Raw genomic sequence first — 18,402 nt, 5'->3', positions numbered from 1 at the left:
GAAAAAATTGCCAAATACAAGGCATTTATTGCAATAACTAGTTGTTCTAATTATTAAATAAATAACGATGTAGTTGGTGATTTTAGCAAGTAGAAATGATCACATAGCTAGTGAGATTGGTATAATTATAAAAGTTAACCATTTAAATTTAAACGAATCTAATCTAACCTAATAAAATGAACTTATTATGCCTATTTGGTAGGTATATATTTACTTCCTAAACAAACATATAACATGTAATAAAAAGACAGTCTTTTTATTACATGTAGTAAGCTCTATTGCTAATTTTCAAAATAGAACTTAGCGCGTTTATTATCATAATGCCCTACTTCATCCATAGTTTCAGCATTGTATAAACGACCATTAATCATAGTATAAATAACCTTATCACTTTGTCGTATATCTTGGCTGACATCGCCATCAACCACAATTAGATCGGCTAATTTACCTGTTTTAATTGAACCAAGTTGTTCGTCTAAGCCTAACGTTTGTGCTGAAGCAATAGTCGCAGTTTTTAATGCTTGTAATGGTGTCATCCCACCTTGCGCCATCATCCACATTTCCCAGTGCATCGCCAATCCTTCACGCTGTCCATGACCACCTGAATTAACTTTAATACCTAAATCTTGTAACTCTTTAGCCACCTTAGCAACGCTAAAATGATTATAGTGATGCAATGGCGCTTTTGGTCTACGCATCGCTCTAGGTTGTAAAAACTCACTTGGTACATACTTACTTAAACGAGGATGTAACCAAACATCAGTTTTATCATACCAGTAGTTCTCCCCCCAAATTCCACCATAGGCAACGACAAGCGTAGGTGTATATGCCATTTCAGATTGCGACCATAACTGCTTCACGTCGTCGTAAATATTAGCGACAGGAATTGAATGCTCTAAAGTTGTATGACCATCAACTAACATGGTTAAGTTATGCTGTAATAAAGAGCCACCTTCAGGAACTACCAGCATATTTAACTCTCGTGCCGCTTGAATAAATTGCTGACGTTGATTTCTACGTGGTTGATTGTAGCTTTTTACACTAAAAGCGCCCGCTTCTTTTAAACGCTCAACATGAAACTTAGCATCAGCTAAACTATCCACATGTGCCGTATATCCAGCAGCATTTGCACCATAAAGGATTTTTCCTGTTGAAAATAAACGTGCCGCAACAATTTTTCCTGCTTTTTGCATTTCACTCGCCGCAAAAAATTCGTTAGTGTCATTCGATGGATCATGAATACTGGTAACTCCCAAAGCTAAACCGGCATAGTTTTTCCAGTTCTGTTGAGGAATTATTTGATTATTGCCTTGTGGACCATGTGCATGCGCATCAATGAGCCCTGGCATAATACTCTTGCCAGTTATATCGATAACAATAGCTGAAGAAGGAATAGTAACATCTAACTTACTACCTATTGCTTTGATTATATTACCTTCAACCAAAACAGTACCATTATCGATAACTTTATCACCTTCCATAGTAACCACTTTACCGCCCACAAAAGCGATAATGCCTGAAGGCTTGTCAACAGCACTAGTATAACCAAGGTAAGTTTTAGTTACTTCTGTTGCTGATGCCTCTTTAGAGGTGTTATCAATATTTTCTTTCTTATCTACAGCATCAGTTATTGCAAAAATATCAGTAATATTGGCTTGAAATAAATTAGCACCTAAGCTCCAGTACAGTTCATTTGAATCACTATTCCAATTAATCCCTTCACCGGCACGCATTGATAATTGTTTAACAGGAAAGTTACCTCCTTTAGGGCCAATAGTAATAACATCACCACGTTCAACAAAAGGAGTTACAAATACTTTAAAACGTTCTGCAAAAGCTAAATATTTACCGTTAGGTGATACGTTATACTCAGTAGCAAATTCTCCTTGATATAATACTCGGTCTTCTTTCCCATCAAGACTCACATATGCTAATTGTGGCTTGTCACCATTGCGCATGACATAAATATTATCACTGCTGCTGCCAAAATGAGGCTGTCTGCCATCTTTCGTGATGAAAATAGGTTTACGACCTTGACGTTCACCTTTAGCAGATATCGCATAGATCCCTGTATTAAGATCCCAAGTCGGTTGAGTAATATAACCACCAGATATTTTACGATATACCACTGTTTTTCCATCAGGAGAAAAAGTTGGCTCAATGTATTTCCCTGGCTCATTTAATAATGCTTTGCCTTTACCTCCTCTACTTGAAACAATACGAATCTGACCTTGTTTATCGTCATTCCATGTAGCATAAACAATGTTTTTACCATCACGAGAAAAGCTTGGGTTTAATTCATAATGGCTTTGTTGTTTAGTTAATCGTTTCGCCTTTCCTTGTGCTTTACCGTTCTTAATATTACGTGTGTATATGTGCCCCATAGACTCAAACACAACTTTATTGCCATCTGGCGATATCTCAACATCACGAAGCATTTTTACATTAAATTTATCTTGTGGTAAGTCTTGCTTAAATCGCAATGCTTGTTGAATTCTTTTCACAGTTTTTACATGAAAATCAATGATTGATGATTTTTTAGAAGCAATATCTAAACGATTAATTTTTCCACCATTCCAAAAAACTAAACTATCGCTCTTAGGTGTCCAAGCAATATTAGGATACACCCCATGAATCGCCCATGTTTCTTGCAAGTCACGTTCTAAATTTTCATAGATTTTTGTTTCTTTACCGCTGGTTAAATCGTATAAATAGAGGTTTGAAGAAAAGTCATCACGGCTAATAAAAGCAAGGTATTTTCCGTCGGGTGACGGTGTTGGACGAATAGCACCACCTTTACCGCTAATAATGGTGTCAATTTCGCCTGTTGCTAACTCCAAGCGTTTTATTTTGTAAATACCTTTCACTGAATCTTTTGAATAATGAAAGGTTTTCCCTGGTGTTGCATCTTGAGAAAAATAAACATACTTGCCATCAGCAGAATAAGCAGGCTCACCTAAATCTTTTTGTTCATTAGGCCTTTTAGTTAACATAACACCGCTACCACCAGTTTTATGGTAAAGCCAAACCTCACCAGCCCCCAAAGAACGTGTACTAGAGTAGTGTTTCCTGCCAATTAAATAGTTACCATCAGGAGACCATGCGGGGCTATTTAATAAACGAAATGGCTCTGTTGAAACGGCTTTTCGATTACTGCCATCTCGATTCATAATCCATAAATTATCGCCACCATCTTCATCGGAAGTAAATGCTATATACTTGCCGTCCGGACTAAATTTCGGCTGCATTTGCCATGCAATATCCGTCATTAGCGGAGTAGCTTCACCACCTGTGATTGGCATAGTGTAAATATCACCGAGCAAATCAAAAAGCAACGTTGTACCATCTGGACTAACATCAACATTCATCCATGTACCAGAGGTCACGTCTATACTCGCATTTTTAAACACGCCTTGTGGCGAATTAACCGACCAAGTAGGTTTTTCTTCTTTTAATTCTTTCGCCTGGGCATTAACGCTCACTATCGATACTGACATGGTTAGCATCATTCCGACAGTGATAATTTTCTGAAGGTATTTCGACATATTACAGTCCTTTATTCGATTGTTTTATGTGCTAAAACCATATTAATAATATCGTTTTAGTTCATAGTGGAATAGTTTCAAGTCAAGCTTGATTGCATACAATATAATACAATCAATCTTAACTTTAAATGATAATCACCAAACAAGTCTCTTGCTTAGCAAAGGGAGTAACGTGACCTATTTCAAGTCAAGACGTTGAAGTAATTTTTCGTGAATAGAAGAGAATGAACCATTACTCATCACGACAATACTATCGCCAGCTTGTGCATAATCTGTAATTTTATTCACTAACTGATTAATATCATCTTCAACAATACAAGGCTGCTGGCAATTATTAATTAAATCGCTGACTGACCACTTTACTTGTTCACCTTGAAATAAAAACACTTGATCCGCTTGAGCTAATGAACCAGGCAAGGTGTCCTTATGTACACCAGATTTCATCGTATTAGAACGAGGCTCTAATACTGCAATAACACGGCCTGGACTATTATTACCATCAACTTGCGCTCTAACGCCGGCAAGGGTTTTAGCAATCGCTGTTGGATGGTGAGCAAAATCATCATAAACTTTAATTTGATTTACTGTGCCTCGTAATTCTAAACGTCGTTTAGTATTAATAAACTCGGCTAAAGCTTCAATAGCAATATGACTTGGTACTCCAGCATGTCTAGCTGCAGCAATTGCCATTAATGCATTATCAATATTAAAGTCGCCAATGAGTCCCCACTTAACAGTGCCCTGCTCTTTACCGTTAAAAGTAACAATAAATTCACTCCCGTCTGCAACAACTTTATTAGCTTGCCAACCTTTATCACTGTCGCTTTGCTCTGTTGGGGTCCAACAGCCCATTGCTAATGTTTCGTTAATCGCGAATTCATTCTTTGGTGATAAAATTAAACCATTGCTAGGCACCATTCGGATAAGGTGATGAAATTGGCGTTGAATATCAGATAAATTATTAAAGATATCACCATGATCAAATTCTAAATTATTGATAACTAATGTTCTTGGACGATAATGGACAAATTTAGATCGTTTATCAAAAAAGGCGGTATCGTATTCATCTGCTTCAATAACAAAAAAAGGAGTGTTACCTAATCGTGCTGAACAATTAAAGTTTTGCGGGACACCTCCAATAAGAAAACCTGGCGATAACTGTGCGTATTCTAAAATCCAAGTAAGCATGCTACTTGTTGTTGTTTTACCATGCGTACCAGAGACAGCAAGCACCCAACAATTTTTCAAAACATTTTCTAATAACCATTGAGGACCTGAAATATAGGGAATATTTCGATCAAGTATGTACTCCACCATCACATTGCCACGAGACATAGCGTTACCAACAATAACTAAATCTGGCTCATCATCAAAATGCTCTGTTTTATAGCCTTGCATTAACTCAATGCCAAGTTCTTCTAATTGTGTGCTCATTGGTGGATAAACCTGAGCATCGCATCCTGTTACGCGAAAACCCAGCTCTTTCGCTAATGCTGCAATGCCCCCCATAAAGGTGCCGCAGATGCCAAGAATGTGTATATGTTGAATTTTATTTGTCATGAGCAAAAAAAAGTACTGAAAGTAGATGAAAGATTATGAGGGTTAATATAACGTATCCACTTATGACAAGTAAAAAAATATCGGACAATATACAGAAATGACAAAAGTTAGCAGTATTCATATTTACCCTATTAAGTCGACAGCAGGTATAAGTTTACCTAATTCAAAGGTTGAAGAGCTTGGGTTAGCCTTTGATAGACGCTTTATTGTTTGCGATCCTTCAGGACAATTTATCACAGCGAGAACAGAGCCAAAGTTATGCTTGGTACAAACAACAATGACCGAGCAAGGGGTAGCATTGTCAGCACCTAATATGGAAATGTTAACATTATCGTATCAAGAATTTACCGACCAGTATCATAAAGTGATGGTTTGGGGTGATGAGGTTAATGGACAATTTTGCTCGCAAAAAGCGAATAACTGGTTTAGTGATTACTTACAACGACCTTGTGAATTACTCTACTTCGGAAAAAATTCTCATCGAGAAAGAAAACCTAATACGGATAATGCAAGAAAAATTGCATTCGCTGATGGCTACCCTATATTACTTATTTCAAAAGCATCATTAAACGATCTTAATAAACGTTTACTCGCTAATTCATCTAATAATTCACCACAAGATATTTCAATGGCACAATTTCGACCAAATATTGTCGTCGATGACTGCCTTCCTTTTGCTGAAGATAGTTGGCAACATATTCGTATTGGTGAAGTAGAGTTCAAAGTAAGTAAGCCATGTGAACGCTGTATATTTACTACAGTTAATCCAAGCAATGGCGAGAAACACCCACAGCAACAACCACTAAAAATGTTAAAATCATTTCGGCAAGATCATAATGGTGAAGTGTTATTTGGTCAAAATTTAATAGCTCTGAATAAAGGGACCATAAGCCAAGGTGATACCTTAACCGTTTTAAATACACAAAAACCGCCAACATTCATTAGCCCTCAAGCTACACAGGAGGTAGATAATTTGCCGATAGATGATTTACCAAAGGCTGATGCCATTAACGATATTGTTGTTCCCTCTGTAAATAAAAAATTGACCATCGCTTTTGAAAAATGGAATAAAAGCATCAAAGTATCGGCTTTAGACCAAGAAACCAACGAGCAAGCAAAAACACTACTAGAACATGGTGAAGATGCTGGACTAATTTTACCTTACTCATGCCGTGCAGGTATGTGTGGCCGTTGTCGAGCAAAACTTATCAGCGGAGAAGTAAGACCAACATCAATGGATGATAACGGCGGCTTAACGGCTTTAGAACAGCAAGAAGGCTATATATTATGCTGTATATCAGTTGCCATGAGTGATGTGGTTATTGATCATACCTAACCTTCGATAGATGATATTGACACTCTAGCTTCGCTAGTTTATTTAAAAGTAACAACAATAAGGTTTTTTTAATAGCATCAAAGCCTTATTCACAAACAATAGATAAAGGTAGTGCTAGGTAACTTTCTCACTTCCAACTTTAAGTTAAAAATATTAGAATAGCCGCGGTTTCCATGGTTAGGCTCATCCATTTTGTTATTAATGATAGATAATTACGACTCATTTACTTTTAATTTAGTGCATTACTTTCAAGCACTAGGGCAAGAAGTAAAAGTTTTTCGCCATGATGAAATTAGTATCGAGGAAATTACTCGTCTCAAACCTGATTATTTAGTCATCTCCCCTGGTCCCTGTGATCCAGACAATGCTGGCATATCGTTAGCGGTAGTCGAAAACTTTGCCGGTAAAATTCCTTTACTCGGTGTTTGTTTAGGGCATCAATGCATTGCCCAACACTATGGCGCTAAAATAATAAAAGCAAAGAAGTTGATGCATGGTAAAACAAGTATTATTAGTCATAATGCAGCGGGTTTATTTAAACAGCTTACCCCCTCTTTACAAGTTACACGATATCATTCACTGATAGTTGAACAAGCATCCTTACCTAGTGAACTCGTTGTGACTGCATGGAGTCTTGATGAACAAGGAAATAAAGATGAGATTATGGCATTACAGCATAAAGAACTCGCCTTATGCAGTGTTCAATTTCATCCTGAATCAGTATTAACTCAACAAGGCCAAGCCTTGTTGAGTAACTTTTTAACTATGTACGCTACACAGTATTAATTCTAGAAATTAAAGAAACTGCCTTTTATCACATTAATACTTTGATAACACAAACTAATCACCTTAGAATCAACGCTTACGTTATACTCTTTTAAAGTAAAAGAGTAACTTGTTACACATGAACTAAACGCTATGCACTTCTTTGAAAACAATGACATAATTTATTCTATATATCAGCAAGCCATTAGCTTATCTATTAGTAAGAGCTTTGCTGAGCAACGCAGGGGGAAAGTTAATCTTGTAGATTTTCAAGGGAGTGAACAAAAAAATCGCCGTAGACAACTATTATCTGTTGAAGAAACTGCACGACAAGAAAAAATGGTTGCCGATCATGGCAAAGAACATTTTCGCCAGCAAGTCATGGCGACATTTTTTGCGCAAGTAAACAAGCAAGTAAATGCAGAATTTGATAACAAAGCTTATTTATATGCCAGTGTACTTAATATTGAAGAAGAAGCCCCTATAATTTTAGAGTTACTCTCTTTGCGAGCCACTTCTATTAATAAAATTAAACCTCTAGCCACTTCATTACCCTGGCTTGCCACAGATCTAATCAGTTTAGTTAATAAACCTCAATATCGGAAACGAGCCGATGTTCAAGTCAACGATGCTAAACTTGCACTGAGTTACATAGGCTTAGATAATTTAAAACTGGTAATGCCAACATTTATACTTAAGCATTGGCTACCTAAAAGCTCAGCTCCTTTTAACTTAATGAAACGCAAACTGTGGAATGATAGTTTATCTATTGCCTTAGCTTCGAGCTTCCTTGCTGAACAAGTTGGTGCTAATGCCTATGTTGCCTTTACAACTGGCATGTTATCGAACCTGGGACAACTTGCCGTAACTCGATGCTTTTTAAGTACTTACAACCGGATGTATAAACAAGAGTTACGAGATGCTTTTGATGCCAAAGATAAACCTTTGCATGACATCCTGGTTAAAATTGAAAATCCACCCGAGCTGTTACTCGAACAATTAACTTTACGTAGTAGCCAACTTTCAGCTGAATTAATTGAATTTATGAACTTTGATCGCTTGCCAATAACAGAGCCAATGTTTGACTTAGCTTATGCTGACGCTATTGACAAAATGTGCCCAATAGCACAAATAGTGACTAAAGCTAAAGCGTATGTTTGTTACCGTAATCTCGCCAAAGATAATTTAATCAATACGAAGGAAGCGTTAGCGCTTTTTGAGTCTGCAAAACTCAATAAAGCTGAACTTATCTTGCTTAAAAAAAGTGATATTGACCATATAAAGTTAAAATTTAACTAGTTCTCTCTCTTTTTTATTAATTTATTTTTGATTATTTATTAAAAACATTAAGAATCCTTTTTCAGTAAGTCAACTCCCTGTCTTATACAAAGCTATCTTTTAATCGTTTTATTTCATGCAATAAATATTCATTATATTTGAATAAAACACGGTAGGCCTTTGTTTTTAATGGCTTGCGGCATTCACTAGCAAGACAGCGTTAATTTTTCCTGTCATAATAACCTTCTGTTTTTGAAACACCGAACAATATTATTAGCACAAAAAATCAGTTTACTTATATACTAAAATGAGTGCTAAACAAACAAGTTATCCATCCAATTTTGAGGAGTTAAAAATGTCAGAACAGTTTTCTGTTAATCGCGAGTTATTTGATGATGTCATGGTGCCTAACTACGCACCTTCAGCTGTTATACCAGTACGCGGTCAAGGCTCTCGAGTATGGGATCAACAAGACAAAGAGTATGTTGATCTTGCAGGTGGTATCGCAGTAAATTGTTTAGGTCATTGTCACCCAGCACTTGTTGGCGCAATACAAGAACAAAGCGAGAAAATTTGGCATTTATCCAATGTAATGACTAATGAACCAGCATTACGTTTAGCAAAAAAGCTAGTCGATAATACCTTTGCGGAAAAAGTATACTTTGCCAATTCAGGTGCTGAGTCAAATGAAGCAGCTTTAAAATTAGCTCGTCGTTGGGCTATTGATGTTCACGGTAGCGATAAAACGCAAATTATAGCTTTTAACCAAGGTTTCCACGGACGGACTTTTTTTACCGTAACGGTAGGCGGGCAAGCAGCGTATTCTGATGGTTTTGGACCAAAACCTGGTGATATTGTACACGCTGAATATAATAATTTAGACAGCGTTAAAGCGCTTATTTCAGATAAAACTTGCGCTATTATGATTGAACCATTACAAGGCGAAGGTGGTATTGTTTCTCCAACTGATGAATTTATTAAAGGCGTTCGTCAACTATGTGATGAGCACAATGCTTTATTAATATTTGATGAAGTGCAAACTGGTGCTGGTCGTTTAGGCTCACTTTATGCCTATATGGATCTTGGCGTAACACCTGATATTTTAACCACAGCCAAAGGTTTAGGTGGCGGTTTCCCTATCGGCGCTATGTTAACAACAACTGACATTGCTAAGCATTTGAAAATAGGAACTCATGGTAGCACTTATGGTGGTAACCCATTAGCTTGTGCTGTAAGTGAAGCGGTTATTGATGTAATTAATACACCAGAAGTACTTAATGGTGTAAAAGCGAAAGCAAAAATTTTCGCTGATGGTTTACAAGCAATTAATACTAAATACAACGTATTTAAAGAAATACGTGGTAAAGGCTTATTAATTGGTGCGGTATTAAATGATGAATATCAAGGTAAAGCAAAAGACTTTTTAGTTGCTGCTATGAGTGAAGGTGTTATGACCTTAGTTGCCGGTGCTAGTATTGTCCGTTTTGCCCCTTCACTCATTATCCCTGATGAAGATATCACTGAAGGTTTAGCCCGTTTTGAAAAAGCTATCGCCAAAATAACGGCATAATCCACATTGCTATTCAATACGCTTGCTAGCTTATTTAACGCTAGCAAGCACTTCTTTTAATCATCGAGAATTACTTATGATTATCATCCGTCCTATTAAAATGACTGATTATGACGACTTACATCGTATAGCTATTGAGTCTGGCCATGGCTTTACCTCATTACCTGTTAACGAAGAGATACTTAAAAAGCGTATTAGTCACTCAGAAGAGTCTTTTAAAACTCAAGTGAACCAACCTGGTAATCAAGGCTACTTATTTGTGATGGAAGATCTTGAAACTGGGCAAGTTGTAGGTACGACAGGAATTGAAGCCGCTGTCGGCTTAGATAATGCTTTTTATCATTATCATTTAGGCAAAGTAGTCCATAGTTCACGTGAATTAAATATCCACAATACTGTTGAAACACTTGCACTTTGTAACGACTACTCTGGTGCAACTGAAATTTGTACTCTGTTCTTACAAGAAAGTCATAGAAAAAACAGTAATGGTCGATTCTTATCTCGCTGTCGATTCTTATTCATTGCCGAACATAAAGAGCGATTTTCCGATTGTATTATTGCCGAAATGCGAGGAGTTAGTGACGAGAATGGCCAATCGCCATTTTATAGTTGGCTTGAAGAACATTTTTTATCTATTGAGTTCACCAAAGCTGATTACTTAACAGGAATAGGTAATAAAGGTTTTATCGCTGAATTAATGCCTAAATACCCTGTGTATGTCAACTTACTCAGTAAAGAAGCGCAAAAAGTTATTAACAAAGTACACGATAATACAATACCAGCCTTACGTTTACTTGAGGCAGAGGGGTTTTCTCGTCGTGGCTATATTGACATTTTTGATGCCGGTCCAACAGTTGAAGCAGAGCGAAGTCAAATAAGAGCTATTCGAGAAAGTAATAAATACCAAGTACTAATTGATGACAATTGCGGAGAAGAAAGTAACCAAAAATACATTGTTTGCAACACTCAAGTTGAAAACTTTAGAGCGACACAAGTTAATTTGACACTGCGTGAAACCGCTAACCAAGTAGTAATCACCAATAAAGTCGCTCAAGCGTTACAAGTACAGAAAGATGACTGGGTTCGTCTTTTACCTAATTAGTACCCTAATTTAAAATAGGAATAAATATGTCAAACGTTCAATTTATTAATGGTCAATGGCAACCTGGCTTAGGTCATGATGTCACCTCACTAAACCCAGCTAGAAACGAAGTTATCTGGCAAGGTAAAACTGCATCACCGGCACAAGTTGAACAAGCAATTAGTAGTGCACGTGTTGCCTTTGAAAGCTGGTCTATACTCAGCTTTGATGAGCGTGTCGCTATCATCACTAAATTTGCTGAACTGCTAACGGAAAATAAAGAACAATTAGCTAACACCATAGCACTAGAAACAGGCAAACCTCGCTGGGAAACGCTAGGTGAAGTTGGTGCTATGGTAGGTAAAATAAATATCTCACTTAATGCATATAATGAACGCACAGGGACTGTTGAAAACCCTATGCCTGGTGCTAAAGCCTTTATTCGCCATAAACCTCATGGTGTTGTTGCTGTGTTTGGTCCTTATAATTTCCCTGGCCATCTTCCAAATGGTCATATTGTTCCTGCGCTTATTGCAGGCAATACTGTGGTATTTAAACCAAGTGAATTAACACCTAAAGTTGCTGAAGAAGTAATAAAGCTATGGCAAGCAGCAGGCCTTCCTGCTGGTGTTATTAACCTTGTGCAAGGTGAAGTGGAAACAGGTAAAGCATTAGCAAGTAATAAAATGATTGATGGCTTGTTCTTTACAGGCAGCTCCACTACAGGTCATTTATTACATGAGCAATTTGGTGGTCAACCGGGCAAAATATTAGCGTTAGAGATGGGTGGAAATAACCCGTTAATTGTTAAAGATGTTAGTGATATAACCGCCGTTGTGCACGATATAATTCAGTCTGCTTTTGTTACTACAGGTCAACGTTGTACTTGTGCTCGTCGTTTATTCATTGAACAAGGCGAACAAGGCGATGCGATTATGGCTAAGCTAATTGAAGCGACTAAAGCATTAACGATTGGTTATTATGATGATAATGAGCAACCTTTCATTGGTTCTATGATTTCTGAAAAAGCTGCGTTAGGTTTAGTTGCTGCTCAACAAAAATTAGTTGATTTAGGTGCAACCTCATTACTTGAATTGAAGCATTTAGAAGCTAATACTGGTTTTATTTCTCCAGGCATCATTGATGTAACAGATATAGTTGCTGAAGTACCAGATGAAGAATACTTTGGTCCTTTACTAAAAGTATATCGCTATACCGATTTTGATGAAGCAATCAACGAAGGCAATAATACTGGTTTTGGTTTATCTGCAGGCTTATTGAGTGATAGTGAAGCATTATACAACCACTTCTTTACTCGTATCAGAGCAGGTATTGTTAATTGGAACAAGCCAATTACTGGTGCAAGCAGTGCCGCTCCTTTTGGTGGTATTGGCGCAAGTGGTAATCATAGAGCAAGTGCTTTCTACGCTGCTGATTACTGTGCATACCCCGTTGCCTCTGTTGAAGCAGAAAAAGTAAGTTTACCGGCAACGTTAAGCCCTGGTATTAAACTATAACGACGTAACTTAACTATGCAAATTAAAGATACTTATATTTTCGCTAATAAAAGAGAAGATGGGGTACGTCCCTGCTTCTTTAAAAGTATCGATCAACTATAAATTTAGGTGGTAGCGTCAGTTATCACCTGATTTTCTTATGAAAATCTTAACTGTTACGACTACCTTTTTGTTTAATTTATATCTACTACCATGATAAAAAAGGAAAAATGATGACAGCTACAGTAACTAAACTCTTTGACAATATTTGGCAACAATATATCGCGGTAACACCTTCTGCAGATAAAATTCACCAACTGTTAGGTGATGGAAAAGATGTAATCAACGATCATGTTGCTTACCGTACTTTTGATATAGAAAAAGTGAACTTAAAAAAACTTGCTAATCATTTATTAGCTATTGGTTATACAGAATGTGGTCAATACGATTTTGCAGCAAAAAAATTAACCGCTAAACATTATGAACATAGTGATAGCACTATGCCTAAAGTATTTATCAGTGAGCTACGCGTTAAAGAATTCCCAGAGGCTATACAAGCGATCATCCACTCATTAGTTGATCAATTACCAGATGACATCAGCGAGCAAGAAAACTTTTTATATTCTGGTCGCCCATGGAAAATCAATTCAACAGACTATCAAACTTTATTAGCTGAAAGTGAGTATGCTGCTTGGTTAGCAGCATGGGGATACCGTGCTAATCACTTTACCGTTAGCATCAATCACCTCAAAGGTTATGATTGTATTATGGCTGTTAATGACACGTTAAAAGCAGCAGGATATAAATTAAACACCACTGGTGGTGAAATTAAAGGTGATCCAACAGTTATGTTAGAGCAATCATCAACATTAGCAGATAAAGCTTTAGTTAACTTTAGCGATACCACTATGGAAATCCCGAGCTGTTTCTATGAGTTTGCTAAACGCTACCCAAAAGCTGATGGCGAACTTTATACAGGCTTTGTTGCAGCCTCTGCAGATAAAATCTTTGAAAGTACTAACGCCTCTTAAGCACAGTTACTCAATTATTAGCACTAAGTTCATAATCACTTAGTGCTAACTTCCCCTAAAAGATGACTAAGCTTTAAATATAAATTAACCTTATTTTCATTAAGTTACTATTTATGTTTTAATAATAAAATTGTAGAGTTAAAGCTATCACAATAAAGGTTAATAACATTATCATGGTTACAGACAATGAAGGTTACATCCATTTAATTGAGTATTTAACAGAGCACCTAAGCTTATTTGAAAGCAGGCTTAATGAAGATAGTAATACTGAGACTATTATGGAAGTAATAGAGCTTGAATTAAGCGAACAAATAATAGCGGTATGTAGTCAAAACAGTGCGCTATCTTTCAATCAACGCAATGCTATTATTCGTGAAGTTGATGCTATTGTATATGATCTAGAAGAAGTCTTTTCTGGTGTGGTCAACAATCCAGTTACGGGACAACAAGCTCGATTTATTAAAGAGTTTGCAATGTTAATCAAAAATTTATTTGATACAGAAATTAATAAATTGCTCGCCTAAAAATAAAATAGATGCCAGTGTCATTTACTTAATTGAACGATCATTAATAATACAGCTTAGTGAAGATAGCATTACCTAGTATATTAAAATCTAGTTACTGCAACTACATTATAGATCACTCATCCAATCGAGTTGTTTATTTGCCTGTGTTTTTCTTTCCATTAAATCTCGAATTAATGGCGTTAAGATTAACTCCATCGCTAATCCCATTTTCCCCCCAGGTACTACTAATGTGCTCACTCTTGACATAAAAGATCCATCAATCATGCGTAAATAATATTGGAAGTCGACATTTTTCATTTCTCGAAAACGTATAACAACAAAGCTTTCATCTAAGCTTGGAATGCCCTTTGCACTAAATGGATTTGACGTATCAACCGTAGGAACCCGCTGAAAGTTAATATGTGTACGGGAAAATTGGGGGGTAATAAAGGATATATAATCTTCCATACTCCGCACTATACTTGCTGTAACAGCTTCTCGAGTATGCCCTCGCTTTTTCGTATCACGCACAATTTTTTGGATCCATTCCAGATTGACAATAGGTACCATGCCAATAAGTAAATCGACATGTTTTGCAACATCGTTCTCAGGAGTCACTACACCGCCATGAAGCCCTTCATAAAAGAGTAAATCTGTTCCCTCACCTATCTCTTCCCATGGAGTAAAAGTACCAGGCATTTGATTGTAAGGCACCGCCTCGTCGAATGTATGGAGATAGCGACGTGTCATTCCACGTCCAGTTTCACCATAATTACTAAATAACTTTTCTAATGCACCAAAATCATTAGCCAAATCACCAAAGTAACTGATATTAGAATGCGTTTCTTTCGCTTTACGCTTTTCTAGATCCATTTCAGGACGCGAAAAACGATGAAAGCTATCGCCTTCAACATTAACAGAGTTGATCCCTAAGGTTCTAAACATATGCTCAAAAGCAGCGGTAGTTGTGGAAGTTCCCGCACCAGATGAGCCAGTTACAGCAATAATTGGATTTCGTGATGACATTTATACTGACTCACATATTAGTACTAAATGATGCTATTAATCATTTCAATTAGTATAAGCTAAAAAGTAGGGTATTTTATACGGGGAAAAATAGCGAACGTCAAGAAACAAAAAACCGAGCCAAGGCTCGGTTTTTTAATTCTTATAAAAGAATGAAACTTAAACTAATGCTTAAGCTTCTGCTGATTCTTCAACTTCTTCAACAGCGTCTTCAACTGCTGGGCGGTCTACTAATTCAACATAAGCCATAGGAGCTTTATCACCAGTACGGAAACCACATTTTAAAATGCGAGTGTAACCACCTGGACGTTCTTGGTAACGAGCACCAAGTTCGTTAAATAAAATACCTACTACTTCTTTGTCTTGTGTACGAGCAAATGCTAAACGACGATTTGCAACACTGTCGGTTTTAGCCAATGTAATCAAAGGCTCTACAACGCGACGTAGTTCTTTAGCTTTAGCTACAGTCGTTTTGATAACGCCGTGCTTAACTAGAGAGCTTGCCATATTGCGGAACATCGCTTGGCGATGACTGCTATTACGGTTTAACTGGCGACCACTTTGACGATGACGCATGTGTTAATCCTTCTTAAAAAACTATTAAAAAAACGATGATCGAACTAGTCGTTGTCAACAATGCTTTCTGGCGGCCAGTTTTCTAGGCGCATACCTAGAGACAAACCACGAGATGCTAACACGTCTTTAATTTCAGTTAATGACTTCTTACCTAAATTAGGCGTTTTAAGAAGCTCAACTTCAGCACGTTGTACTAAATCACCAATATATTGAATTGCTTCTGCTTTTAAACAGTTAGCTGAACGAACAGTTAATTCTAAATCATCAACAGGACGAAGCAAAATTGGGTCAAACAATGGTTTTTCTTCCACTTGTTCAACTTCTTTAATATCGCGAAGTTCAACAAACGCATCAAGCTGTTCAGCAAGAATAGTTGAAGCACGACGGATAGCTTCTTCCGGATCCAATGTACCATTGGTTTCCATATCTAAAACTAATTTGTCTAAATCTGTACGTTGTTCAACACGTGCAGAATCAACATCATAAGCAATTCTAACTACAGGACTGAATGAGGCATCAACCAACAAACGACCAATAGCTCGATCTTCTTCCTCGGCATCACGGCGCGCTGAAGCAGGTACGTAACCACGACCCATTTCAATTTTGATGCGCATGCTGATAGAACCTTCACCTGTTAAATTACAGATAACATGGTCTTGATTTACAATAGTAACATCGCCATCATGTTGTATATCAGCTGCCGTTACAGGGCCTTCACCAGACTTAGTTAAAGTCAGAACGGCTTCATTTTTGCCTTCTAATAAAACAGCAAGCCCTTTAAGGTTTAACAATATTTCGATGATGTCCTCTTGAACACCTTCTTTACTACTGTACTCATGTAATACACCATCAATTTCTACTTCAGTTACAGCACAACCTGGCATTGAAGATAATAGAATGCGGCGTAACGCATTACCTAAAGTGTGACCAAAACCACGTTCTAATGGCTCTAAAGTTACCTTAGCACGACGAGGGCTAATATTTTCAATACCAACCATGCGTGGTCTAAGGAATTCGGTTACAGAACCCTGCATATATGTCCTCTCTTAAAGTGTAACTTTACTACTTAGAGTAAAGTTCAACAATCAACTGTTCATTAATTTCAGCAGATAAGTCAGCTCTATCAGGAACACGTTTGAACGTACCTTCAAGTTTTTTGTTATCAACTTCAACCCAAAGTGGTTTTTCACGTTGGTCGGCTAAATCTAAAGCGGCAATAATACGCGCTTGAGTTTTAGATTTCTCACGAACAGAAACCACATCTTCAGCTTTAACAGTGAAAGATGGAATATTTACTACTACGCCGTTTACCACGATAGCCTTATGGCTAACTAATTGACGAGCTTCAGCACGAGTGCTTGCATAGCCCATACGGTAAACTACGTTATCTAAGCGTGTTTCTAAAAGTTGTAACAAGTTTTCACCTGTATTACCTTTTAAACGTGCTGCTTCTTTGTAGTAATTACTGAATTGTTTTTCAAGTACGCCAAAAATACGACGAACCTTTTGTTTTTCACGAAGTTGAACACCGTAGTCTGACAAACGACCGCGACGGGCGCCATGTTGACCTGGTATTGTTTCGATTTTACATTTAGTGTCAATTGCTCTAACACCGCTTTTAAGGAACAAATCTGTACCTTCGCGGCGACTAAGTTTTAACTTAGGACCTAAATATCTAGCCATTTTCTTTCTCCAACTATCCTAAAAAAACGATTAAACGCGACGTTTCTTAGGAGGACGACAACCATTATGAGGAATAGGTGTAACGTCAGTAATGTTGGTGATTTTAAAACCAGCAGCATTTAAGGCACGGATAGCAGATTCACGACCTGGACCTGGACCTTTAACGAACACTTCAATATTCTTCAAGCCAAACTCTTTTGCAGTAGCGCCTGCGCGATCTGCAGCTACTTGCGCAGCAAAAGGGGTAGATTTACGTGAACCACGGAAACCTGAACCACCTGCAGTCGCCCAAGATAAAGCATTACCTTGACGATCTGTAAGAGTCACGATTGTGTTGTTGAAAGAAGCATGAATATGAGCCATGCCATCAGCAACTTGTTTTTTTACGCGTTTACGCGTACGTACGGGTGTTTTAGCCATTGTCTAGTCCCTCTTACTTCTTAATTGGCTTACGAGGACCTTTACGGGTACGCGCATTTGTTTTAGTGCGTTGACCACGTAGAGGAAGACTGCGACGGTGGCGAATGCCACGGAAACAACCTAAATCCATAAGACGTTTAATGTTCATTGAAACTTCACGGCGTAAATCACCTTCTACGGTAAATTTATCCACTTCAGCGCGTAGCAAATCAATTTTTGCTTCGTCTAATTCACTGATCTTCGTTGATTCTTCGATACCTGCTGCCGCACAAATAGCTTTTGCACGGGTAGCGCCGATACCGTAAATCGCAGTAATGGCGATTACTGCATGCTTACGATCAGGGATGTTAATGCCAGCGATACGGGCCACTAACACATCTCCTTTAAATAATTAAAATTACATTGGTTGGAAAGCCCGTTAGGATACCCAACCATTCTCGTTTTTCGCAAATCGAAGCGGCATTATACAGAATTATCTGCACAATGCCACTGCTAAAAGATTTCACTAGTTATTATTGAGAATTAGACA

Annotated in this window: 16 protein-coding genes; 8 read left to right on the top strand and 8 right to left on the bottom strand. The window is 37.5% G+C overall.

Annotation, left to right across the window (positions count from 1 at the left end; genetic code table 11):
• Nucleotides 1-281 precede the first annotated feature (281 nt).
• On the bottom strand, nt 282-3,545 hold the full coding sequence (locus KO509_RS10190; RefSeq protein WP_252727486.1) for an amidohydrolase family protein: 3,264 nt from the start codon (nt 3,543-3,545) through the stop codon (nt 282-284).
• Between the two features lie 177 nt (nt 3,546-3,722).
• Nucleotides 3,723-5,105 (bottom strand): UDP-N-acetylmuramate:L-alanyl-gamma-D-glutamyl-meso-diaminopimelate ligase, encoded by a 1,383-nt coding sequence (gene mpl / locus KO509_RS10185; RefSeq protein ID WP_215973167.1) that lies wholly within the window; start codon nt 5,103-5,105, stop codon nt 3,723-3,725.
• A gap of 97 nt (nt 5,106-5,202) precedes the next feature.
• Here mpl and KO509_RS10180 point away from each other — a divergent pair, with 97 nt between their 5' ends.
• The 8 genes from KO509_RS10180 to KO509_RS10145 all read left to right on the top strand — a co-directional run bounded on the left by KO509_RS10180 (nt 5,203) and on the right by KO509_RS10145 (nt 14,186).
• Nucleotides 5,203-6,441, top strand: coding sequence for a YcbX family protein (locus KO509_RS10180; protein WP_215973166.1), 1,239 nt, complete (start codon nt 5,203-5,205; stop codon nt 6,439-6,441).
• 192 nt (nt 6,442-6,633) lie between these two features.
• Nucleotides 6,634-7,227, top strand: a complete 594-nt coding sequence (locus KO509_RS10175) for an aminodeoxychorismate/anthranilate synthase component II (RefSeq protein WP_215973165.1) — start codon at nt 6,634-6,636, stop codon at nt 7,225-7,227.
• A gap of 132 nt (nt 7,228-7,359) precedes the next feature.
• A complete protein-coding gene (locus KO509_RS10170) occupies nt 7,360-8,505 on the top strand; it encodes an HDOD domain-containing protein (RefSeq protein ID WP_215973164.1) in 1,146 nt (381 codons plus the stop codon).
• Between the two features lie 334 nt (nt 8,506-8,839).
• Entirely contained in the window at nt 8,840-10,054 is a 1,215-nt protein-coding gene (locus KO509_RS10165) for an aspartate aminotransferase family protein (protein ID WP_215973163.1), read from the top strand.
• A 76-nt stretch (nt 10,055-10,130) separates the two neighbouring features.
• Nucleotides 10,131-11,156: an arginine N-succinyltransferase gene (gene astA / locus KO509_RS10160; RefSeq protein ID WP_215973162.1), complete on the top strand. Its 1,026-nt coding sequence runs from the start codon at nt 10,131-10,133 to the stop codon at nt 11,154-11,156.
• A 26-nt stretch (nt 11,157-11,182) separates the two neighbouring features.
• On the top strand, nt 11,183-12,652 hold the full coding sequence (astD, locus tag KO509_RS10155) for a succinylglutamate-semialdehyde dehydrogenase (protein WP_215973161.1): 1,470 nt from the start codon (nt 11,183-11,185) through the stop codon (nt 12,650-12,652).
• Between the two features lie 212 nt (nt 12,653-12,864).
• On the top strand, nt 12,865-13,662 hold the full coding sequence (locus tag KO509_RS10150; protein ID WP_215973160.1) for a DUF1338 domain-containing protein: 798 nt from the start codon (nt 12,865-12,867) through the stop codon (nt 13,660-13,662).
• Between the two features lie 173 nt (nt 13,663-13,835).
• On the top strand, nt 13,836-14,186 hold the full coding sequence (locus KO509_RS10145; protein ID WP_215973159.1) for a DUF3802 family protein: 351 nt from the start codon (nt 13,836-13,838) through the stop codon (nt 14,184-14,186).
• 108 nt (nt 14,187-14,294) lie between these two features.
• Here KO509_RS10145 and KO509_RS10140 read toward each other — a convergent pair whose 3' ends face one another.
• The 6 genes from KO509_RS10140 to rpsM all read right to left on the bottom strand — a co-directional run bounded on the left by KO509_RS10140 (nt 14,295) and on the right by rpsM (nt 18,243).
• Nucleotides 14,295-15,194, bottom strand: coding sequence for a phosphoribulokinase (locus KO509_RS10140; RefSeq protein ID WP_215973158.1), 900 nt, complete (start codon nt 15,192-15,194; stop codon nt 14,295-14,297).
• Nucleotides 15,195-15,365: 171 nt separating this feature from the next.
• On the bottom strand, nt 15,366-15,770 hold the full coding sequence (rplQ, locus tag KO509_RS10135) for a 50S ribosomal protein L17 (RefSeq protein WP_159817725.1): 405 nt from the start codon (nt 15,768-15,770) through the stop codon (nt 15,366-15,368).
• A gap of 44 nt (nt 15,771-15,814) precedes the next feature.
• On the bottom strand, nt 15,815-16,804 hold the full coding sequence (gene rpoA, locus KO509_RS10130) for a DNA-directed RNA polymerase subunit alpha (RefSeq protein WP_159817723.1): 990 nt from the start codon (nt 16,802-16,804) through the stop codon (nt 15,815-15,817).
• 28 nt (nt 16,805-16,832) lie between these two features.
• Entirely contained in the window at nt 16,833-17,453 is a 621-nt protein-coding gene (rpsD, locus tag KO509_RS10125) for a 30S ribosomal protein S4 (RefSeq protein WP_159817721.1), read from the bottom strand.
• Between the two features lie 30 nt (nt 17,454-17,483).
• A complete protein-coding gene (gene rpsK / locus KO509_RS10120; protein ID WP_159817719.1) occupies nt 17,484-17,873 on the bottom strand; it encodes a 30S ribosomal protein S11 in 390 nt (129 codons plus the stop codon).
• Between the two features lie 13 nt (nt 17,874-17,886).
• Entirely contained in the window at nt 17,887-18,243 is a 357-nt protein-coding gene (rpsM, locus tag KO509_RS10115; RefSeq protein WP_159817717.1) for a 30S ribosomal protein S13, read from the bottom strand.
• Nucleotides 18,244-18,402: the final 159 nt, after the last annotated feature.

Source organism: Colwellia sp. C2M11 (assembly GCF_018860915.1).
Taxonomy (GTDB): domain Bacteria; phylum Pseudomonadota; class Gammaproteobacteria; order Enterobacterales; family Alteromonadaceae; genus Colwellia.
This window is presented reverse-complemented; position numbering and strand designations above follow the sequence as displayed.